Consider the following 17774-nt stretch of genomic DNA (forward strand, 5'->3'; position numbering starts at 1 on the left):
TCATCATTTTTACAACGTTATAGAAATCATTGTTCGTGCTGCGGCGGCAGGAGTCAAGCACTGCCTGGTCATGGAGGCGGCCATCCAAGTAGTACCTAATCTCAAAGTCGGGTACCTCTTACGCGTTCGCCGGGACCTGCGGCCCAACTACTTTTTTCTCAGAGACAAGACGTGTTCAGGCTTGTAGGACTTGGCTCACTAGGGGGTGTGAGACGGCAATGCACGCACAGCAGGTAAGCGCGGGTTTCCCGGTCCATCGGACGCGGGTATTAAGCGGGGCCGGCGACGAGGAGGCCTTTGAGACCAAGGCCTCTCCCCCAGCCGTCGCCGGCCCTCTTCGTTCCCGGCAGGGCGTCGACCAGCGGCAGGCACCGGCCCGGCCCGCCGGAAGGCCGGCTGAGTCCGGCAGCCCGGACGGGCTGGTGCTTGATCTGGTGACCGGCACCCACAGCCTGCATGATTCCCTCGACCTTCTGGCGGCCGCGACCGTCCGGACAGTGGTGCGGGCCACGGGGCTCCGGATAGAGTGCGGGGTCCTGGTGCACCAGCCCAAGAGGAATCCAGCCGCTACCGGCACGTCGGACGACGTGGTCCATCTTTTGGAGTGGGAGCGGGAAGCCAAGGAGGGCCCGGTCAACGAGGTCCTTTCAGGCGGCCATCCCGTGGCGGTGCTCCAGCGGAACGGGGACTTCCGGTGGCCGCGGTATTCCACCCAGCTGCAGCTGGCAGGGTTCGGCAGCGCAATGGGGGTACGGCTCCGGGTGGCAACCGACTATGCGGAAAGCGGGGCTGCGGACGGAACCGCTTACGGGGGCATAGGCGCGGCCTTGGCATTCTTCGCCCAGGACGCCAAGGCCTTCCCGCTGCAGGTCATCGCCGAAGCCCGCACCTTCGCCGGGCTTGCCGCGCAAAGCCTCGGAATGGCCATCAGCCTCCACTCGGCGAGGTCAATGGCCACCGACCTGCGCTCGGCGCTGGACAGCCGGACATCAATCAATGTCGCCTGCGGAGTGATCATGGCGCAGAACCGGTGCTCCTACCACGAGGCATTTGCCATCCTCGCCAAGGCGTCCAGCCACCGGAACATCAAGGTACGCCTGGTGGCGGAGGACATCCTCGAGCGGTTGCCCGAGGGTCCGCCCCGTGCCCACTTCGGCCACTAGCCAGGCCGGCAGCCCAAGGACCCGCTAGATGCCGCCGGCCAGCTTGTAGTAGGCGGCGTTCCAGTTCAGGTCCTTCTTGAACTGGCGAATGGTGGTTCCCTCGTCGATGGTAAGCAGCTCGGTCTTTGCGATTTCGGCAAAGTCCTCGAACACGTCCATGCCTACCTGGGTGGAGAGCACTGTGTGGTGCGCGGCGCCGGCGGTGAGCCAGGCGGCGGCGGAGGTGGCGAAGTCCGGCTTGGGCTGCCACAGGGCGCGGGCCACGGGCAGGTTGGGCAGCGGCTGGTCCAGGGGCACAACCTCGACGGCGTTGGCCACCAGGCGGAACCTGTCCCGCATGTCCGAAAGGGCGACGACGACGCCCGCGGAGGCATCGGCGTCGAACACCAGGCGCACGGGGTCTTCCTTGCCGCCGATGCCCAGCGGTTGGATCTCCAGCCTGGGCCTGCCGGCGGTCAACGAGGGGCAGACCTCCAGCATGTGCGCGCCCAGGATTTTTTCTGCGCCGGGTTCCAGGTGGTAGGTGTAGTCCTCCATGAGCGAGGCGCCGCCGGGCAGGCCCGCGCCCATCACTTTCGCGGCCCGGACCAGGATGGCTGTCTTCCAGTCGCCCTCGGCGCCGAAGCCGTACCCGGCGGCCATGAGCCGCTGCACCGCCAGCCCGGGGAGCTGGCGGAGGGAGCCGAGGTCCTCGAAGGACGTGGTGAACGCCGCTGAGCCGTTGGCTTCCAGGAAGCTGCGCAGGCCCAGTTCGATCCGGGCGCCGTACCGCAGGGAATCGTGCCGCGGCGCGCCTGCGCGGAGCTCCGGCACCACGTCGTAAAGGTCCCCATATTCGGCCACCAGGGCATCGACGTCGGACTCCGCCGCGCCGTGCACGGCCTCGGCCAGCTCGTTGACGGACCAGGTGTTAACCGCGACGCCGAAGCGCAGCTCCGCCTCAGTCTTGTCGCCTTCGGTGACGGCGACGTTGCGCATGTTGTCGCCGAAGCGGGTCAGCCTGAGCGTGCGGACGGCTGCCCAGCCGGCGGCGGCGCGCTGCCAGGACCCCACCTGCCGGGCCACTTCCGGGTTGGACACGTGCCCGACGACGGTCTTCCGGGCGATGCCCAGGCGGGACTGGATGTAGCCGAACTCACGGTCTCCGTGCGCGGCCTGGTTCAGGTTCATGAAGTCGAAATCGATATCCGCCCAGGGCAGGTCCCGGTTTGCCTGGGTATGCAGGTGCAGCAACGGCTTGCGGAGGAGGTCCAGGCCCTGGATCCACATCTTGGCCGGGCTGAACGTGTGCATCCAGGCCGTGACGCCGATGACGGAATCATCCGAGTTGGCCTCCAGCGCGGTGCGGCGGATGGCGTCCGGGTCCGTCAGGACCGGTTTCCAGACGATCCGCACCGGAACTGCGGAGGAAGCGTTGAGCTGGTTGGCGATTTCCTGCGACTGCGCGGCCACCTGCTTGAGGACGTCCTCGCCGTAGAGGTGCTGGCTGCCGGTGAGGAACCAGACCTCAAAGCCGTCAAGGGAGGTGTTTGCTGCGGTGCTCATGGGTTCTCCTGAAATACGTGTGGGGGCCATCGTGTGGCCGCTGGCTGTTACTGGCCGTAAACGTTCTGGTAGCGGGCGTAGAGGGAGTCGATGGAGCCCTGGTCGATGGCGATCGGCTCGCCCAGCTGCCGGGCGATGTGGACGGTGCGGGCCACTTCCTCGCACATCACGGCGGCCTTCACGGCGGAGCGGGCGTCCTTGCCGATGGTGAAGGGGCCATGGTTCTGCATCAAAACGGCCGGGGAGTTGGAGTTCTTGAGCGTCTCCACGATGCCGTGGCCGATCGAATCGTCGCCGATCAGCGCGAACGGCCCCACCGGGATGGACCCGCCGAATTCATCGCTCATCATAGTGAGCACGCAGGGGATGGCCTCGCCGCGGGCCGCCCACGCGGTGGCGTAGGTGGAGTGCGTGTGCACCACCCCGCCCACTTCGGGCATGTGGCGGTAGACGTACGCGTGGGCAGCAGTGTCCGACGACGGCGAGAGCGGCGGATTGACCCACGCGCCTGTTGCATCGCCATCCACGGGTGCGCCGTAGAGGTCGGTGACCACCATCTGGTCCGGGGTGAGGTCCTGGTAGGAGACGCCGGAGGGCTTGATGACCATCAGCTCGTGGCCGGGGACGCGGGCCGAGACGTTGCCCGCAGTCCACACCACCAGTTCGTACCGGGTCAGCTCGGCGTGCAGGGCACAGACTTCTTCCCTGACGCGGGCGATGGTTTCCAGGATTCCGGTTCCCGCCGCCTTCCCGGCGCTCACGCGGAAACCCCTGCCGTGGCGCGGACAGCGGGTCCTGCCGTGGTGCCGGGAAGCACTGCTCCGGCAGCCCTGCGCTGGATGGCCTTGAGCCGGTGCATCACGTCGTTTGCGCCGCGGCCGAAGTAGTCGTGCAGGGTCTTGTATTCCTGGAACAGTTCCTCGTAAGCAGCCACGTTTTCCGGAATCGGGGTGTACACCTCGCCTGGTTCGGAGCCCATGGCAGCTGCCGCTTCCCGGATGTCCGGGTAGGCGCCGGCGGCCACGGCCGCGTGGATGGCCGATCCCAGTGCCGGGCCCTGGGCGGACCCGATGGTGGAAAGCTGCAGGCCGGTGGCGTCCGCATAGATCTGCATGAGGAGCGGGTTCTTGAGCAGGCCGCCGGCCACGATGAACTCCTTCACGGGGACGCCGGCGTCCCGGAAAGCGTCCACGATGGTGCGGGTGCCGAAGGCGGTGGCTTCCAGCAGTGCGCGGTAGGTGTCCTCCGGGCGCGTGGCCAGGGTCTGGCCCACCACGATGCCGGAGAGCTCGTGGTCCACGAGGACCGAGCGGTTGCCCGAGTGCCAGTCCAGGGCGATCAGTCCGTGCTCGCCGATGGCCTGCCGAGAAGCCAGTTCAGTGAGGTATTCGTGGATTCCCAGGCCCGCCGCTTCGGCCGCCCGGTGGTATTCCGGCGGCACGCCGTACTTGGTGAACCAGCCGAAGATGTCCCCAACGCCGGACTGGCCGGCCTCGTAGCCCCAGAGTCCGTCCACGATGCCGCCGTCCACCACCCCGCACATCCCGGGCACTTCACGTAGTTCGGCCCCGTTCATGACGTGGCAGGTGGAGGTGCCCATGATGGCCACCAGCTGGCCGGGATCAACTGCCTTCGCCGCCGGGGCGGTAACGTGGGCGTCAACGTTGCCCACGGCCACGGCGATGCCCTCCGGCAGGCCGGTCCAGGAAGCGGCTTCGGCAGTCAGGTACCCGGCGGATTCACCCAGCCGGCCGATGGTGTGTTCGAGCTTGGTGTTGACAAAGTCCTTGAACGCCGGGTTCAGCGCGGCCAGGAAATCCCGTGACGGGTAGCGCCCGTCCTGGTAAATGCCCTTGTAGCCGGCGGTGCACGCGTTGCGGACGTACCGGCCGCACAGCTGCCAGACGATCCAGTCGGCTGCCTCAACCCAGTGGTCCATTGCCGCGTAGGCTTCCGGATCTTCTTCAAGGAGCTGCAGGCCCTTGGCAAACTCCCATTCGGAGGAAATGAGCCCGCCGTAGCGGGACAGCCAGTCTTCGCCGCGCTCGGCTGCCAGCCGGTTGATGCGGTCCGCCTGTGGCTGCGCCGCGTGGTGGCGCCAGAGCTTGACGTAGGCGTGCGGACGGTTTTCAAACCCTGGCACCTCGTTCAGCGGTGTACCGTCCGCTGTAGCCGGCACCATGGTGCAGGCGGTGAAGTCCGTGGCAATTCCGACGACGGCGGCCGGGTCAATCCCCGCCTCGGCAAGGGCTGCGGGAACAGCTTTGCGCAGGACCTCCCGGTAGTCGTTGGGCACCTGGAGGGCCCATTCGCCGGGAAGCCGCACGGTTCTTCCGCCCGCGCCGCGGCCCGTCACATCCTCCGGGAGGCGATCCGTCACCACGGCATGCGGATAGTCATACACACCGCTGCCGAGTTCCTTGCCGTCGCGAACCCGCACCACTACTGCGCGGCCCGAGAGCGTTCCGTAGTCTACGCCGACAACAAATGTGTCCGGGGCACCCACTGCGTCCATAAGAAGCTTCCTCCATAGCTGCCGCAGTTTCGCGGCCTGAGCACAATTGTGAGCGCTAACAAGAACCAAGTCAACAGCGTAGACCCTGCGAAACGGGGTAAGGGCAGGAAGATTGCAAAAGGAACTATGGGAGGGGCGCCATGGAGGGTGCACAAACGGCGCCGGAGATGGCGGGGTCAGTCGGTGCCGCCCGGGGCAGCTCCCCTGCGTGGCTCTCCGGCCCGCTCTCTGCCGGGCTGGGACTGTCCGCCCACCTGGCGGCCGGCGGACAGGCGCCCGGGCTCCTCATCGTTACCGCTCTGGCTGCCCTGCTGGGCATGGCCGGGTCGATGACCGCCTCGATTGCCCGCGGCCGCCGGCCGCCCGGGTGGGCTGTGCTGCTCGCCGCAGGGCTGGTGCAGCAGCTGCTGCACGTGGCCTTCGAAGCGTTCTCAACGGCCAGCGGCTTTTCCCTTCCCGGCCATCATGGCGGGGCGCCAACCCCGCAGGTGCCGGCCCCCGCAGCACCTGCCGCGGAAGGAGCCGCCGCCACCCACTCCCCGCACCTGATGCTGCACCTCCACGTGGCAGCCGCACTGGTGGCCACGGTTTTGGCCACCACAGGGACCACCTTGCTGTCCGCGGCGCAGCGGAGAGGCCGCTCAGGTATTGAGCGTGCCCCTGGCGATGCTAACGCTTGAATGGGCCGGGTTGCCGTCCACGGGTTCGTCAGAGACGTCAACAATGGGGTACTCCGAGAGTTCCAGGCCGGCAGGCAGTTGGAAGGTCCCCGATTCGGAATTCAGCACGCCCAGGCTCACCAGCCGTGAGAGGTCGGGGGCGATCAGCCAGACTTCCTGGTAGCCCTTCGCCTCGTCCTTGCTGAGCTGTATCTCCAAGGCACGGGAGCCGTCCGCCGCCTCCACCACCTTTGCCGAACCGGCGGCGGAGAACTGGGCAAGTGGCGCCAGGTCCGCCTCCGCAAGCGGCCGGGGCGCCTGGTTGAGCGACCACACAGCACCTGCGGTGACCAGGACTGCCGCTGCGGCAGCGGCCATCCAGGTTCCCGGGCGCTGCCACCAGGCTGTGGTTCGGCGCTCGGCGGGGCGGGTTCCAGCCCTGTCCTGCAGGGAAACAGGCTCCGCCGCAGACTGCCCGCGGGCTGTCTCCTCACGGCCGGCAACTGCTTGACGTTCGGCAGGAGCCGGGCGTTCCGCCGCCGCCGGCCCGGCGCTGGCCAGCGGATCCTCCTGCACGGACTCGGACAGGCCCAGTTCCCGATGGATCCCGGCCCACACATGGGGGCCGGGGCGCTCCAGGCTGCCGGCGTCCGGCGTCGTCTTTACCGCCTCCACAGCCCGGCGAAGGGCAGCGAAGTCTGCGGCGCACTCAGGGCAGACCCGCAGGTGTTCCCGGCTGCCGCCGTCGTCCCAGTCGTCGTACAGGGCAAGGAGGCTCAACTCTTCCGGATCAAGGTGCGGCATGGTTTACCTCCAATCTGTTCCTCAGGTGGGACAAGCTGCGGCGGATGTGGCTTTTGACGGTACCAAGGGGCAGGCCAAGTTTCCTCGAAATCTGCTCATGGGTCAGGTCATCGTAGAAGGCAAGCTTCATGATGGAGCCCTGGGGTTCGCCGAGCCTGTCCAGTTCCCCGTCCAGGAGAATCCTGTCAGCCAGGAGTTCTGCATCTTCAAGGCCGCTCCCGGCTTCATCCGCCAGGCCGGCTCCCGCCACCGCGAGGGCCTTCCGCGTTTCCCGGGCCGAGGCGGACAGGGTGTCCGAGATGACATTCCGGGTAATGCCCACGATCCAGGCGGGAAGCCTGGCAACCTGTGGATTGAAGGTGCTCCGGGAGCGCCATACGCGGATGAAGACCTCCTGGGTGACATCGTCCGCCGCCGAGCGGTCCGGCAGGGAACGCACTGCAAGGGTGTGCACCAGCGGCGCGAATTCACGGTAGGCAGCGGCCAGGGCGCGTTCGTCTCCGGCCAGGAAGGAGGATGTGAGCTCATCTTCCCAACCCCGCGAAGCCTGGTCGGGAGTTGCCAAACGTGGCTCCTTCGCGGCGTCGGTGGCGAGATTCAAGGCAGCATCACCGTTCACTCAAGGACCGCGGTGACAATCACATTGTCGCTGTAGTCCATTCGTTCGTCCAGCCATTCGCCGCCGCAGGTGACCACCTTGAGTTCATGCGGACCCGTGCGCCGGAACACGGAATCTCCGTCAAATTTGTCCTTGGCCATCAACTCCACCGTGACCACCCGGTAGTTCAGGGCAGGGGCACCTTGGCGCCCCACCTGCACCAGGGTTCCTGCGGCCACCGTCTTCAGCTGCGAGAACGGTGCGTTGTCCGATTTCGTGTCGATGTGCCCGGCAATGACGGCAGTACCGGCCGCGGATCCCGGGGGCGGGCCGAACCGGTACCAGCCCGCCCGGTCGAAGGCGTCCGGGATTTCCATCGCCCCGCCGTTCGCAACTCCCACCGGCACCAGGGGCATGTCGATGGAAGTCCCTGCCACGGTGAGCCAGGCCGGGTAAGGCTCCGCTGCCGCTGATTCCGGAATGGCGGGCCGCACAGGAATGTCCGGAACCGGCGCAGCCCCGGCGGCCGCCGGGGTTTCCGGCTGGGCCGGCCCCGGCGCAGCTGCCTGGCTGGCGGCCGGCGGGGAGGATGGGGCGGGCTTGGAGGAGCCCGCTGCGCAGCCGGCAAGCAGCAGTGCGGCCGCGAACAGGATCCCGGCCGCAGAAAAAACAGAAGGACGACGGCGGCACTCGCCTGCCGTCGTCGTGGCTGTCTTTATCTGTCCGGCGTTGGCCTGCGCAACGTTTGCGTGGCCGGCGTTTGCCCTGCCACCGTGCTGTCTCGGGTCCATCTTTCCGGCCTTTCTCATGTCCGCGCCCTGGCGGGAACCTGCAGCTGATGGAACAAGCAACTGATGGGACAAGGGGGCGGCCGCCCGGCTTCCACCGGGCGGCCGCCAGTGGGGATTTACCCTGCCCGGCGGGCGGCAACGGTACGGGCTACGCCCAGGCCGCCGAGGAGCAGGGCCAGCGCTGCGGCGCCGAAACCAACCGTGAGTGCCGCCGGGTCAGTCGACGCAGCATCGCCGGAGCCGTCACGGGCTCCCGGCACCGAGGCGGGAGCGGAGTGCAGGCCCTCGATGGTCTGCACGGCCAGCTGGAGGTTCTTGTCCGCCAGGCTGCCCCAGGCGTACACGATGGTGTGCGAACCCTCGGCGATCGTGACGTCGGCCGGACCGATGACCGATGCCGTGGTTCCGGCGGCAGCGACTGCAGCCGAAACGGTGCCGGGGTCAAGCGTGAGGGTCTGCTCGTTCGGGTTGGCGAGGTTGGACACTACCGCGGCGCCGCCGGCGAGGACGTCCACGGCGGGAGCTGCGGCGGTGTGCCGGACGGTCAGCTTGCCCTTGCCGGCCTCGATCCGGGAAACGTTGTTGGTGAAGAGGTTGGCGGTGGGGTTGCCTGCTGCGTCGAGGTTGGCGACGGCGGTGTAGTTGCCGTTGGCGGCCAGCGTGACACTGACCGGGCCTATGTCGGCCGCGGACGCGTCGGCGGCATCCGAGGCGGTTATGGCGAGTTCGTAGGCCCCTGGCGGCAGTGCCAGCGGGCCGGCCAGGCTGCCGGGGGTGAAGTCGTCCAGGGTCCGGTCCCCATTGACCCAGACATCCACGGTCAAGCCCGGTACGCCGTGGAGGACGGACAACTGTGCATCCCCCTCCGCAGCGTGGGCAGGGCCGGCGAGAGCTATGGCTGCCGCGATTGCCGCCGCACCGGCGCCTGCTGTAAAAATCCTGTTGCGCATGTCCTTCTCCTTGATCGGCCCGCCGTACGGGCGTTTTTGCTTACACCCCTACTACCGGCGCAGCATCAAGGTTGGATGCACTTGCATGGAAATTTGTTCAGGATTTTTCGGCCGCGGGCGGGGCTGTGCTCGCCCGGAGGACCAGTTCCGGCGTGACCACAGTGGAGCTGACGCCGGCGCCGGCTTCGATCTCCTTGAGCATGATGTCCATGCAGCGCCGGCCCAGCTCCTCGAAGTCCTGCCGCACCGTGGTGAGCGGCGGGGTGAAGTACCCCGATTCCGGCTGGTCGTCGAACCCCACCACGGAGACGTCGTCGGGCACCCGGACCCCCGCTTCCGCGAAGGCGCGCAGTACGCCCAGGGCCATCTGGTCGTTGCCCACGAAGAGCGCCGTCGCGGTCCGCCCGGCCGCGAGCTGCCGGCCGGCCTCGTATCCGCTGCCGGCGCTCCAGTCGCCCTGCACCAGGAGGTCGTCGGCCAGATCGGCAGCCCTGAGTGCCTCGCGCCAGCCTTCGGCGCGCTCGGAACCGTCCGTCCAGTCCTGCGGCCCGGCAATGTGGCCGATCCGGCGGTGGCCCCGGCTGATCAGGTGCTCGACGGCGAGCTGGGCGCCGCGGCGCTGGTCCACCATGGCGCCGCTGACGCTGCTGCTGCCGAGGGATCCCACCGCCACCACCGGCACGGTCAGCCGCATTTCTTCCAGGGCCAGCAGGGTGTCGGCGTGCGGCACCAGCACCGCGATTCCGTCGACGGCCTGGTCCATGAAGTGGTTGACGGCGGCGGAAATGGCATCCCTGCCGACCTCGCGGAGGGCTGCGATGCTGACAAAATAGCCGGCGTTCCGGGCGGCCTGTTCAACTCCGAGGAGCGTGTTGGCCGGACCGTACTGGGACAGTTCATTGGCCAGGACGCCGATGGTCTGCGATCGCCGGGTCACCAGGCTACGGGCGGCGGTATTCCGGCGGTACCCCAGCTCGGCGATTGCGGCCTCCACCTTCGCGCGCGTCGCTCTGCTGACATTGGGATGGTTGTTGACCACCCGGGAGACCGTCTGGTGGGAGACCCCGGCCCTGTCCGCCACGTCTTCAAGGCGCGGCATCCGCCCCTTGCTGCTTTTTGCCATGTGCCCATTCTGCCTGCGCGGAGAGGATTGCAGCTTCCGGCACGACTGACAAACACCCCGAGCGGGTACAAACAGGACAGATGATCCCACCCCGCCCGAGCCAAGCTTGGCACCGAGGCCGCTGAGGCCGTGGGCGACTAGGCAGGCAGTCCTGGGCTTGTTCGCGAATCCGCGCCCTCAGGGTTAGGAACCGCGAAGAAGCTTGGGAACGCCGGGATGTCACTTTCAGAAGCAGACTGCACTGAATGTCCAAAGTCCTCTGCACTAAGCCTTGATCCACCGATCCGCCCGGGTGAATCCGGATGCGTCGGGCGCGGCGGCGATCCTGGCCGGATGTGGGTGGGTTTGCGGCGGATCGTTCCGGTACGGGCCTTGCCGAAGGGCCCGGCAGCGGGGATCCCGGCGGCGCAGGCGGAGGTTGTAGGCCATGACGCGGCAACGAACCAAGCCGTTTTAACGGCACAAACGCTTGAGGGCATATGTGCCAGCGCGCTGTCCTTCAGGTCGGCATTGACCTGCTCGATATTATGCAGACGTCTGCACATCGATTATCTTGATGTCCGGGTTATGCCGATGGTTCCGTGAAATTGCTGGTCAGCGTCGTGTTGATGGCGAACACTTCGGCATAAAGAGAGAGGGCGCTGCTTGGTCTTAACTTCGCGCCGATTCCCGCGTCGAGTGACCGGCAGCCGGCCGGGTCAGCCCTGCGGGCCGGTGCCGGCCGCGATGTGCTGGGCGAGGTACGCCTCGACGCCGACGCGTTCGATCGCGTCGAGCTGCCCCTCAAACCAGTCGGCGTGCTTCTCCTCGTCGCGGACCATGTCCTCGAAAACCGCGGCGGTGCCATGGTCACCGAGCTCGCGGCACTCCTTCGCCGAGGCGTTGAACTGCGTAACGGCCGCCTTCTCGCTGACGAGCGCGAGGGAGAGCATCTCTTGCGCCGTCTCGCCGACGGTGATGGCTCCCAGCTTCTGCACGTTGGGATGGCCGTCGAACATGAGGATCCGGTTGATCAGGTCGTCGGCGTCGCGCATCTCGTCGATGGACAGTTCATAGAAGACCTTGCCGAGTGCGCTGAGGCCCCAGTTGTCGAGCATCCGGGCGTGGAGGAAGTAGGTGTTCGTGACGGTGAGCTCCAAGGTGAGCGCGTCGTTGAGGAGCTCTGTGATCCGTGGGCTAGCTGGCTGCACCGTCGACCTCCAGGAATGCTTGTTCTTGCTCTCGATACTGGCACACCAGTGCCTTCACCGTAAAGATGCAGGAACCGCAGTCCTGGGCGGCCCCGGTGCTGCGGCAGACGGCCCCGACCGAGCCGGCGCAGTCAGCGAGGGCAGCCTGGATGTCACGGTCGCTGACTACCTTGCAGTGACAGACGATCATGGCGCCCTCCTTCCTCGGAGTTCAAGGTTAGGGAAGCCTTACCTATTTGTCCATTCGGGGATGCGGCACGCGCTCGGCGGGGCAGCCGTCGATCTCTCTGCGAGGCCATCTCCGCACGTCCTGCGCCGTGCACGCTGGGGACGAAGACGTCAACAGACCGCCGGAGGACACCATTCCGGCGACGCGGCTTTGCCCCATAAACGCGACTGCAGTAGGGATGGGACCCAGGGACGCCTGAAATTGCCATGGTGTACGCCCAGGAAGGCACCATTCGGGGCCGTCACCGTGGTGAACTGGCCCAACTCGGCCCCACCGGCTACGGATAGGCCATATCCGCCCGGTTTGTCCCGGCTACTTGCGTCGGCCCCATTAACGAAGCGTCAGATGCGTGTTTTCAAGGAGCCGCTTTCAAACTATGATCACAGGATAGCGGTTGCTTAGGTAAGGCTTACCTTGCTTCCGCGGTAGACTGTAGCAGGAGTCTTTGAGCTACATGAACAAGCGCATGACGTAATGGAAGTGCCTGTTTGAAGACACTCGACGCGGATCTTGTCCCCGCCGTGCAGACGACTCTCGCGGGGCGGACACCCTGCTGGGAGCTGCTCAATTTCAGGTTCAGACTGCAGGAACTGCAGAAGTGGGCGGCCGGCGCCTTGCGTAGCCGTCCGCCGGGCTGCGGTCGCTAGGCGGTAGCGGTGTGCCACGGCATAAGAAGGAACAGTGTCTGAGACAGAGATCAGCCCGAGAACTGCAACAAACTCCGCCCCGATGCCCCTTGAGGATGTGGAGGAAGCCCTCAAGGAGGTCTTTGACCCGGAGCTGGGAGCCAATGTCGTCGATCTCGGGCTCCTTTACAGTCTTGAGTATGGGGAGGGCAGCGCAGTGGTGATCACAATGACGTTGACCTCGGCGGCCTGCCCTTTGGCCGAGGTCATCGAGGAGCAGGTTGGCAGAGCGATGAACGGCGTTGTCCAGGAATGGCGTTTAAACTGGGTCTGGATGCCGCCCTGGGGACCGGATCGAATCACCGAAGAAGGCCGAGAACAGATGCGTACCTTTGGCTTACAACTCTAGGATCCCGGTGCAAGCTCCCGGGGTTTGACGGCGGAATTTTTCAGGCTGGACGGCACCAACGGGAGTTGGTCTGCTTCTCCTTGGTGGTTTCCCGTGGTTGGTTGATCCATGGGGGGACAGTCGAGCGACGCCCTACAGAAGGCCGGATGCGACAAGGTCTACAAAGACACGATCAGCGGCGCCAAGCCCCAATGCCCCGGCTCAACCAGGCGCTGGACAATTCGCGAACGTGACACGCTGTGGGTGTGCAGGCTGGACCGCCTGGGCCGGAGCGTGAAAGACCTCCCTCCCAGGTCAGAAATTGTCGTCCCTTGGCCCGATCCATGCCTTGTGGTTGGTGACGTGGCGATCGGTCTTGGATCGGCTCCGAGCGCGGCGTGGTGGTACCTGGGCAAACGCCACAGAAGGTTTATCCGTTGGTGCGAGCGAAAGGTTTTCCAGGGCGAGTGAGGCCTCGATGACCTTAAGCATTCCTTCCCCAAGACCCATGATCTCTGTCATGAGGTCCTCTTTTGACCGGGCGATCAATTGTCCCACCGAGCGCACTCCGTTCCGAAGCAGAGCATTTGTTGCTCTTGAGGGGAGGGCGAGTTCAGTGACGGGGCGAAACCGGGCAAGCTCCCGTTCCCGGGGTGAGGCGTTCACAGGCTTTCCCCGGCCGTGATCCCGAAGCAAGTACATTTTGTCCAAACCAGGCGGCACCCAAGGTGATGAATGGCTGCAGATCCATATGAAACGGCCATGACGTCCAAGGCGGCAGTTTCGGACATAACGTTCTCCCTTTCCCTAAGCGCGCGGCGGCAATCGGGTCATCGATCCGCACCACGTCGCAGGAGCTCCACCCGAAGTGTGACGGGCATAACTCTGAATGCGTGCATAATCCTATTTGAATATTCGGGCGCCGATTGACTTCCGGCGGACCTTCCGTGCCAGGACGGCACGAGGACCTTGTGGGCGGTTTTCCAAGCCCCCTGCTGCACGGGACTGTTGACATCCGATTGCCGGAAGACGGTCATGCGGATCAACGCCAAGGTCCGGTGCGGCCTGAAAGTCACCCAAATCAATTTCACGACATTCAACGTGGCCAACAGCCCAGGTGTCCCTACGGTAAAACACTCATCTGCCGGAATTGATCTCCACTTCTGAGGATGCCTGAACGAGCCTGGGCGCGTTCCGATTCCGGACATTCAGTGCGAACGACTCCTGATAATGACACCGGCCCCTGATGCTCGAATCCTGCATGAATTCACGGAAAAACCCCCGGTTCCCTGCTGGTGCAAGGAACCGGGGGTTTCCACTCTTCGCTAAAAGAGTGGGCCCTGTGGGGCTCGAACCCACGACCCACGGATTAAAAGTCCGATGCTCTACCAACTGAGCTAAAGGCCCCCGCCGGATGGTGCAACGCCGTAAGCGCTGGCCAACTCGGCCCAATCCATTTCTGGACGTTAATACTCTAACCCATGGTTCCGGCGCGTTCGCACGAAGCTGCCCGTCCGCCGTCGGCCGCGGAATCCTGCGACCGCCGACAGGAACGGATGCTCGATTTCCGCCTTGGCACAGGAGTAGCGTGGGGGCATGAGTGAGCAAGCAGGATCCAGTCCTTACGGCGGCGCGAACCGGCACCATAAGCCCAAGCCCTTCGCTCCCATCGACTTCGAGCCCTTTACCGGGGGCGCGGATCCCGCGCGGGTGTCTGAGGCGGCCCACCTCGCGGCCCAGGCCTTGGTCCGCCACGGCCGCGACAGTGACGATCCCGTGGTCACTGAGCGCCTGGTGAAGCTCGCCGACGAGCAGGGGCTGGAGGCCATCGCGGAAATGTGGGCCGAAAGTCCGGCGCGTTCACTGCCCGGCGCGTTATGGCGCCTCTACGCCCTGCGTGCCGCCACGGTCCAGGACCCCGAGCGCATTTCCGTGTACTTCCGGGCCGGCAAGGACACAGCCCAGGTGTCCAACGTGGTGGCCGGAGCGGCCGAACCGCCGGGCGCCGATGAGATGCGGGCCATGGCGGATGCCATCCTCTCCGGCGCGTTCGACGGCGAGTTCGACGTCGCGCTGGAACGTTCCGCAGCCTTTTGCCGGGTTGTGGCACTCGGCCAGGCGACCATCGCCGACGGTGCCGAGCACGGCAACGAAGCACACGCCAGCAAACTCACCCGGAACTCGCACCAGCTTGTGAAAACCGCTGAGGACCTGGAGCATGCGGCGAATGCGTGGCGGCTGGGCGAACTCGACTGAAACCGGCCCGCCTGCCCCGCCGTTGCCCAATCTGTCAAGATTGACTTGCGCCAGGCAAAGTAGAAAACTGAAATCGGTGCCGAGCCGCGAAACCCCCGGGCTTCAACAATTAGCCGCCTAGAGCGGCCTACCGCCGAGAGGCGTATCCGGTTCGGCACCATTTTTCTGCCACTTTTCCTCCCGTCTTTCCGGACATTCCGGGCCTGTTTCCAGGCGCCAAGTTACGGGCCGGTAGAGTTGGCTCAGTTGCGCGCCGGGGTCAAGTCACACGGCAGCAACACCCCGCCCGTACTTTTCCCCGGAGACCGGTAAACACGTGAAGCTGCGCCTTTTCCCCCAGGAGCCCGCCGGGCTGGACCTCCTTTCCCAGTTGGCCCAGCAGATTGTGCTGGCAGCCGCCACCCTGGCTGAAATTCTTGGCGTCCCTGCAGCTGAACACGACAAGCTGGTAGAGGACATGCACAACCACGAGGCGAAGTCCGCGGAGCTGCACTTCGCCCTCCTGACGCATATGCGGTCCAGTTTCGTGAATCCCCTACCCCGCGAGGACATGTACGCGCTCTCCCGCTACCTCAACGAGGCGATGGAGAAGATGGACGCGGCTGCGGAGCTGGTGGCCCTCTACAAGCTGGAGCGGCTGCCCAAGCGGGCCGCAGACCAGCTGGAGATCATCAGCCGGCAGGCTGAACTGACCGTGGATGCCATGCGCCGGCTCAACAACCTCGATGACCTCGAGGATTACTGGATCGAAATCCTCCGCCTCACCAAGCGCGCCGAACGCACCCACCGCGTATGGGTGGCGGACATGATCGCGGACATGAAGTGGGCGCAGTATTCCCGTAACCGGGACATCGCCAACCAGCTGGTGGAAGTCACCAAGGACATGCGGCGGATCGCCACCCAGGTAGGCAGCCTCATCGTCAAGGAATCCTGAGGTGACAGCGGTCATCTTCGGCATGGTGGTCCTGCTGTCTGCGGCGTTCGCCTTCCTCAACGGCTTCCGTGACGCGTCCACCTCGGTCGCGCTTGCGGTCCGCACAAGGGCACTCACCCCCAGCGTCGCAGTGCTGCTGGCAGCCTTCTTCAACTTCGTTGGCGCCCTCCTGAGCGCCGGCCTTGCGGTGGCCATCAGCCGGGCCTGGATCAGCCTTCCTCCGGGGCCGCAGGGCCTCAGCATCCTGGTGGCCGGGCTGGCCAGCGCGTGCGCATGGGGAATTTTGCTGTGGTGGCGCGGCATCCCCGCCTCATCCACCCATGCCCTGGTGGGCGGACTTGCCGGCGCCGGACTGGCCAGCCTGGCGGTGGGCGGCACCGGCGTCGGAGGGGTGGACCAGTCCCTGCTCTTCCAGGTAGTACTTCCGCTGGTGCTGTCCCCGCTCGTCGCGTACAGCGGCGCCTTCATGCTGGTGTATCCGGCCACCTGGGCCGCCCGCTACTCCCAGCCCAATGTGGTCAACCACCGCTTCCGCCGGAGCCAGGCAGTGGCGGCCGGGGCCGTGGCTTTCGGACACGGCCTGCAGGACGGGCAGCGGGTGAGCGCCGTGCTGCTGCTGGCGCTGTTGGCGGCCGGGTATGCCGACGGCGGCTCGTTGCCCCTGTGGGTGATGCTGCTGACAGCGGTGATGATCGCCGCCGGGACCATGTTCGGCGGCTGGCGGATCTCGCACACAATCGGGTACAGAATTACCCGGGTGGATCCGCTGCGCGGATCTGTCGCCCAGACTTTCAGCGCCGTAATGCTTTTTGTGGGTGCCATTGGGCTCCATTGGCCGTTGTCCACCACACACACTGTGACTTCGGCGGTCCTCGGGGCGGGAGAGAACCAGCATTTTTCCGTGACTAACCGGAAGCTGGTGATCCGGATCGTGGGGCTCTGGGTCCTCACCCCCGCCGCCACGGCTGCACTGGCATTCGTGCTGGCTTTGGCGCTCACCCCGGTGGCTGGCTGAACCTGGTACGTCCCGGCGTCATGCGGGTTTTAGGTTCCCCTGTACACGCTGATCACGGTGACGTAGATTCGAGAGTAAGTCTCCGGAATCCCGTGCTCACGATTTCCGGGGCCGGACATCCGCCGCCGGGTGCAGGGCCGCGGACTGGGCCGCTGCAGCATATCGGCGGCATGGATGCACCTCGCGGAAATGATCAGGCATCATGTCTACTTCGAATCCCCGGCGTTCCCTGCCCCAGCCGCGGCAGCTGCGCTGCGAAACCTGCGGGACCGAACATCGATTAACCATCCACGCCATCAGGGCGATGGGGGCAGCCAACGGGGACCTGGTCACCGTTGCCTACACCTGCAACGACTGCCGGCTGTTCCAGGAACACCTCGCTTATGCACGGGATGTGGCGGCGGCGCTGCACCAGGTGCGCTGGATGGCGCAGGTCATCCTGTTCGGCGATGAGTACATCCACTGCGGGTTTCCCATGGAAGAAGCCGAGTTCGAGGTCGAACGGCTCTGCTACCGCAGCAGCAACAACGGAGGTGCCCTGAACATGGTCTCGCTGCCCACGCGGGTCCTGCGCTGCCGGTGCGGTTTCCAGCTTGAAGTTCCGGAGTAGGCTAAATCCCTGCCGGCCAGGCGGACGGGGCGTCCAGCAGGGCCGCTTCCAGTTCCTGGGACGTCATGTTCGCCGCCTGGAGGAGCGCGCCGTGGTCCACTCCGGAGCTGGCTGCCTGTTGGACAGCTTCCCTAAGGGATTCGTGGGCGGCATCGAGTTCCCACTGGACGCTCTCCAGGTAGGAGCTGGTGCGCCAGACCGCGGAGAGGTGCTCCCCGCCGGCTGCGGCTTCTCTCCTGACGGCCATCCCTGCCGGATCTTCCCGTCCGGGATTTCCGGAAACTTTGAAGTGATGGCCCACAAGGCCATGCCCCGTCTGTGTCAAGAAAGCTCCTAAGCCTGCAATTTACTAGTTAGACAAGTATCTAGTTGAGCTTA

Annotated in this window: 19 protein-coding genes, 1 tRNA gene and 1 pseudogene; 8 read left to right on the forward strand and 13 right to left on the reverse strand. The window is 65.7% G+C overall.

Going from position 1 to position 17774, the window contains the following annotated elements; all coding sequences use genetic code 11:
* Positions 1-218 precede the first annotated feature (218 nt).
* Entirely contained in the window at positions 219-1163 is a 945-nt protein-coding gene (locus tag Q9R30_RS05425) for an ANTAR domain-containing protein (protein WP_104996510.1), read from the forward strand.
* Between the two features lie 24 nt (positions 1164-1187).
* Here Q9R30_RS05425 and araA read toward each other — a convergent pair whose 3' ends face one another.
* The 3 genes from araA to araB are packed head-to-tail and all read right to left on the reverse strand — an operon-like array spanning position 1188 to position 5223.
* The gene (gene araA / locus Q9R30_RS05430) at positions 1188-2708 is read right to left on the reverse strand and encodes an L-arabinose isomerase (RefSeq protein WP_311216992.1); all 1521 of its coding nucleotides are present in this window, start codon (positions 2706-2708) and stop codon (positions 1188-1190) included.
* Between the two features lie 47 nt (positions 2709-2755).
* Complete coding sequence (locus Q9R30_RS05435) at positions 2756-3469, reverse strand: L-ribulose-5-phosphate 4-epimerase (RefSeq protein WP_311216993.1); 714 nt, start codon at positions 3467-3469, stop codon at positions 2756-2758.
* Complete coding sequence (gene araB, locus Q9R30_RS05440; protein ID WP_311216994.1) at positions 3466-5223, reverse strand: ribulokinase; 1758 nt, start codon at positions 5221-5223, stop codon at positions 3466-3468. The genes Q9R30_RS05435 and araB overlap by 4 nt, the downstream gene beginning before the upstream one ends.
* Before the next feature lie 140 nt (positions 5224-5363).
* Between araB and Q9R30_RS05445 the strand changes: the two genes are divergently transcribed.
* Positions 5364-5903: a hypothetical protein gene (locus Q9R30_RS05445; RefSeq protein ID WP_311216995.1), complete on the forward strand. Its 540-nt coding sequence runs from the start codon at positions 5364-5366 to the stop codon at positions 5901-5903.
* Here Q9R30_RS05445 and Q9R30_RS05450 read toward each other — a convergent pair.
* The 7 genes from Q9R30_RS05450 to Q9R30_RS05480 form a co-directional block, all read right to left on the reverse strand.
* On the reverse strand, positions 5865-6686 hold the full coding sequence (locus Q9R30_RS05450) for an anti-sigma factor (protein ID WP_104996507.1): 822 nt from the start codon (positions 6684-6686) through the stop codon (positions 5865-5867). The two genes, Q9R30_RS05445 and Q9R30_RS05450, sit on opposite strands and share 39 nt — an antisense overlap.
* Complete coding sequence (locus tag Q9R30_RS05455; RefSeq protein WP_104996506.1) at positions 6673-7251, reverse strand: RNA polymerase sigma factor; 579 nt, start codon at positions 7249-7251, stop codon at positions 6673-6675. Before Q9R30_RS05455 ends, Q9R30_RS05450 begins: the two co-directional genes overlap by 14 nt.
* Positions 7252-7301: 50 nt before the next feature.
* Positions 7302-8075: a class F sortase gene (locus Q9R30_RS05460; RefSeq protein WP_311216996.1), complete on the reverse strand. Its 774-nt coding sequence runs from the start codon at positions 8073-8075 to the stop codon at positions 7302-7304.
* 116 nt (positions 8076-8191) lie between these two features.
* The gene (locus tag Q9R30_RS05465) at positions 8192-9025 is read right to left on the reverse strand and encodes a DUF4397 domain-containing protein (RefSeq protein ID WP_311216997.1); all 834 of its coding nucleotides are present in this window, start codon (positions 9023-9025) and stop codon (positions 8192-8194) included.
* 97 nt (positions 9026-9122) lie between these two features.
* Entirely contained in the window at positions 9123-10148 is a 1026-nt protein-coding gene (locus tag Q9R30_RS05470; RefSeq protein WP_311216998.1) for a LacI family DNA-binding transcriptional regulator, read from the reverse strand.
* Between the two features lie 698 nt (positions 10149-10846).
* Positions 10847-11338 carry a bacterioferritin gene (gene bfr, locus Q9R30_RS05475; RefSeq protein WP_104996502.1) on the reverse strand — a complete coding sequence of 164 codons (492 nt, stop codon included), beginning with the start codon at positions 11336-11338 and terminating at the stop codon, positions 10847-10849.
* Positions 11325-11528: a bacterioferritin-associated ferredoxin gene (locus tag Q9R30_RS05480; protein WP_104996501.1), complete on the reverse strand. Its 204-nt coding sequence runs from the start codon at positions 11526-11528 to the stop codon at positions 11325-11327. Before Q9R30_RS05480 ends, bfr begins: the two co-directional genes overlap by 14 nt.
* 768 nt (positions 11529-12296) lie before the next feature.
* On the opposite strand from Q9R30_RS05480, the gene Q9R30_RS05485 reads away from it, so the two are divergent.
* Together Q9R30_RS05485 and Q9R30_RS05490 are read left to right on the forward strand one after the other, a co-directional pair.
* Entirely contained in the window at positions 12297-12602 is a 306-nt protein-coding gene (locus Q9R30_RS05485; protein ID WP_104999574.1) for a metal-sulfur cluster assembly factor, read from the forward strand.
* A gap of 108 nt (positions 12603-12710) precedes the next feature.
* Positions 12711-13052, forward strand: a complete 342-nt coding sequence (locus tag Q9R30_RS05490; RefSeq protein ID WP_311216999.1) for a recombinase family protein — start codon at positions 12711-12713, stop codon at positions 13050-13052.
* A 12-nt stretch (positions 13053-13064) separates the two neighbouring features.
* Here Q9R30_RS05490 and Q9R30_RS05495 read toward each other — a convergent pair.
* Together Q9R30_RS05495 and Q9R30_RS05500 are read right to left on the reverse strand one after the other, a co-directional pair.
* Positions 13065-13283: pseudogene (locus Q9R30_RS05495) on the reverse strand (DNA-directed RNA polymerase subunit alpha C-terminal domain-containing protein); the annotation flags it as partial.
* Between the two features lie 632 nt (positions 13284-13915).
* Positions 13916-13988: transfer RNA gene (locus Q9R30_RS05500), tRNA-Lys, on the reverse strand.
* A gap of 189 nt (positions 13989-14177) precedes the next feature.
* On the opposite strand from Q9R30_RS05500, the gene Q9R30_RS05505 reads away from it, so the two are divergent.
* The 4 genes from Q9R30_RS05505 to Q9R30_RS05520 all read left to right on the forward strand — a co-directional run bounded on the left by Q9R30_RS05505 (position 14178) and on the right by Q9R30_RS05520 (position 17396).
* A complete protein-coding gene (locus Q9R30_RS05505; RefSeq protein WP_104996499.1) occupies positions 14178-14837 on the forward strand; it encodes a hypothetical protein in 660 nt (219 codons plus the stop codon).
* A 316-nt stretch (positions 14838-15153) separates the two neighbouring features.
* Entirely contained in the window at positions 15154-15771 is a 618-nt protein-coding gene (locus tag Q9R30_RS05510; protein WP_104996498.1) for a DUF47 domain-containing protein, read from the forward strand.
* Position 15772: 1 nt separating this feature from the next.
* A complete protein-coding gene (locus Q9R30_RS05515) occupies positions 15773-16786 on the forward strand; it encodes an inorganic phosphate transporter (RefSeq protein WP_199775305.1) in 1014 nt (337 codons plus the stop codon).
* 202 nt (positions 16787-16988) lie between these two features.
* The gene (locus Q9R30_RS05520) at positions 16989-17396 is read left to right on the forward strand and encodes a hypothetical protein (RefSeq protein WP_104996497.1); all 408 of its coding nucleotides are present in this window, start codon (positions 16989-16991) and stop codon (positions 17394-17396) included.
* A 1-nt stretch (position 17397) separates the two neighbouring features.
* Here Q9R30_RS05520 and Q9R30_RS05525 read toward each other — a convergent pair whose 3' ends face one another.
* Positions 17398-17643: a hypothetical protein gene (locus Q9R30_RS05525; protein WP_311217000.1), complete on the reverse strand. Its 246-nt coding sequence runs from the start codon at positions 17641-17643 to the stop codon at positions 17398-17400.
* Positions 17644-17774 lie beyond the last annotated feature (131 nt).

Origin of the sequence: Arthrobacter sp. AB6, assembly GCF_031844545.1 — a bacterium.
Lineage (GTDB): Bacteria > Actinomycetota > Actinomycetes > Actinomycetales > Micrococcaceae > Arthrobacter.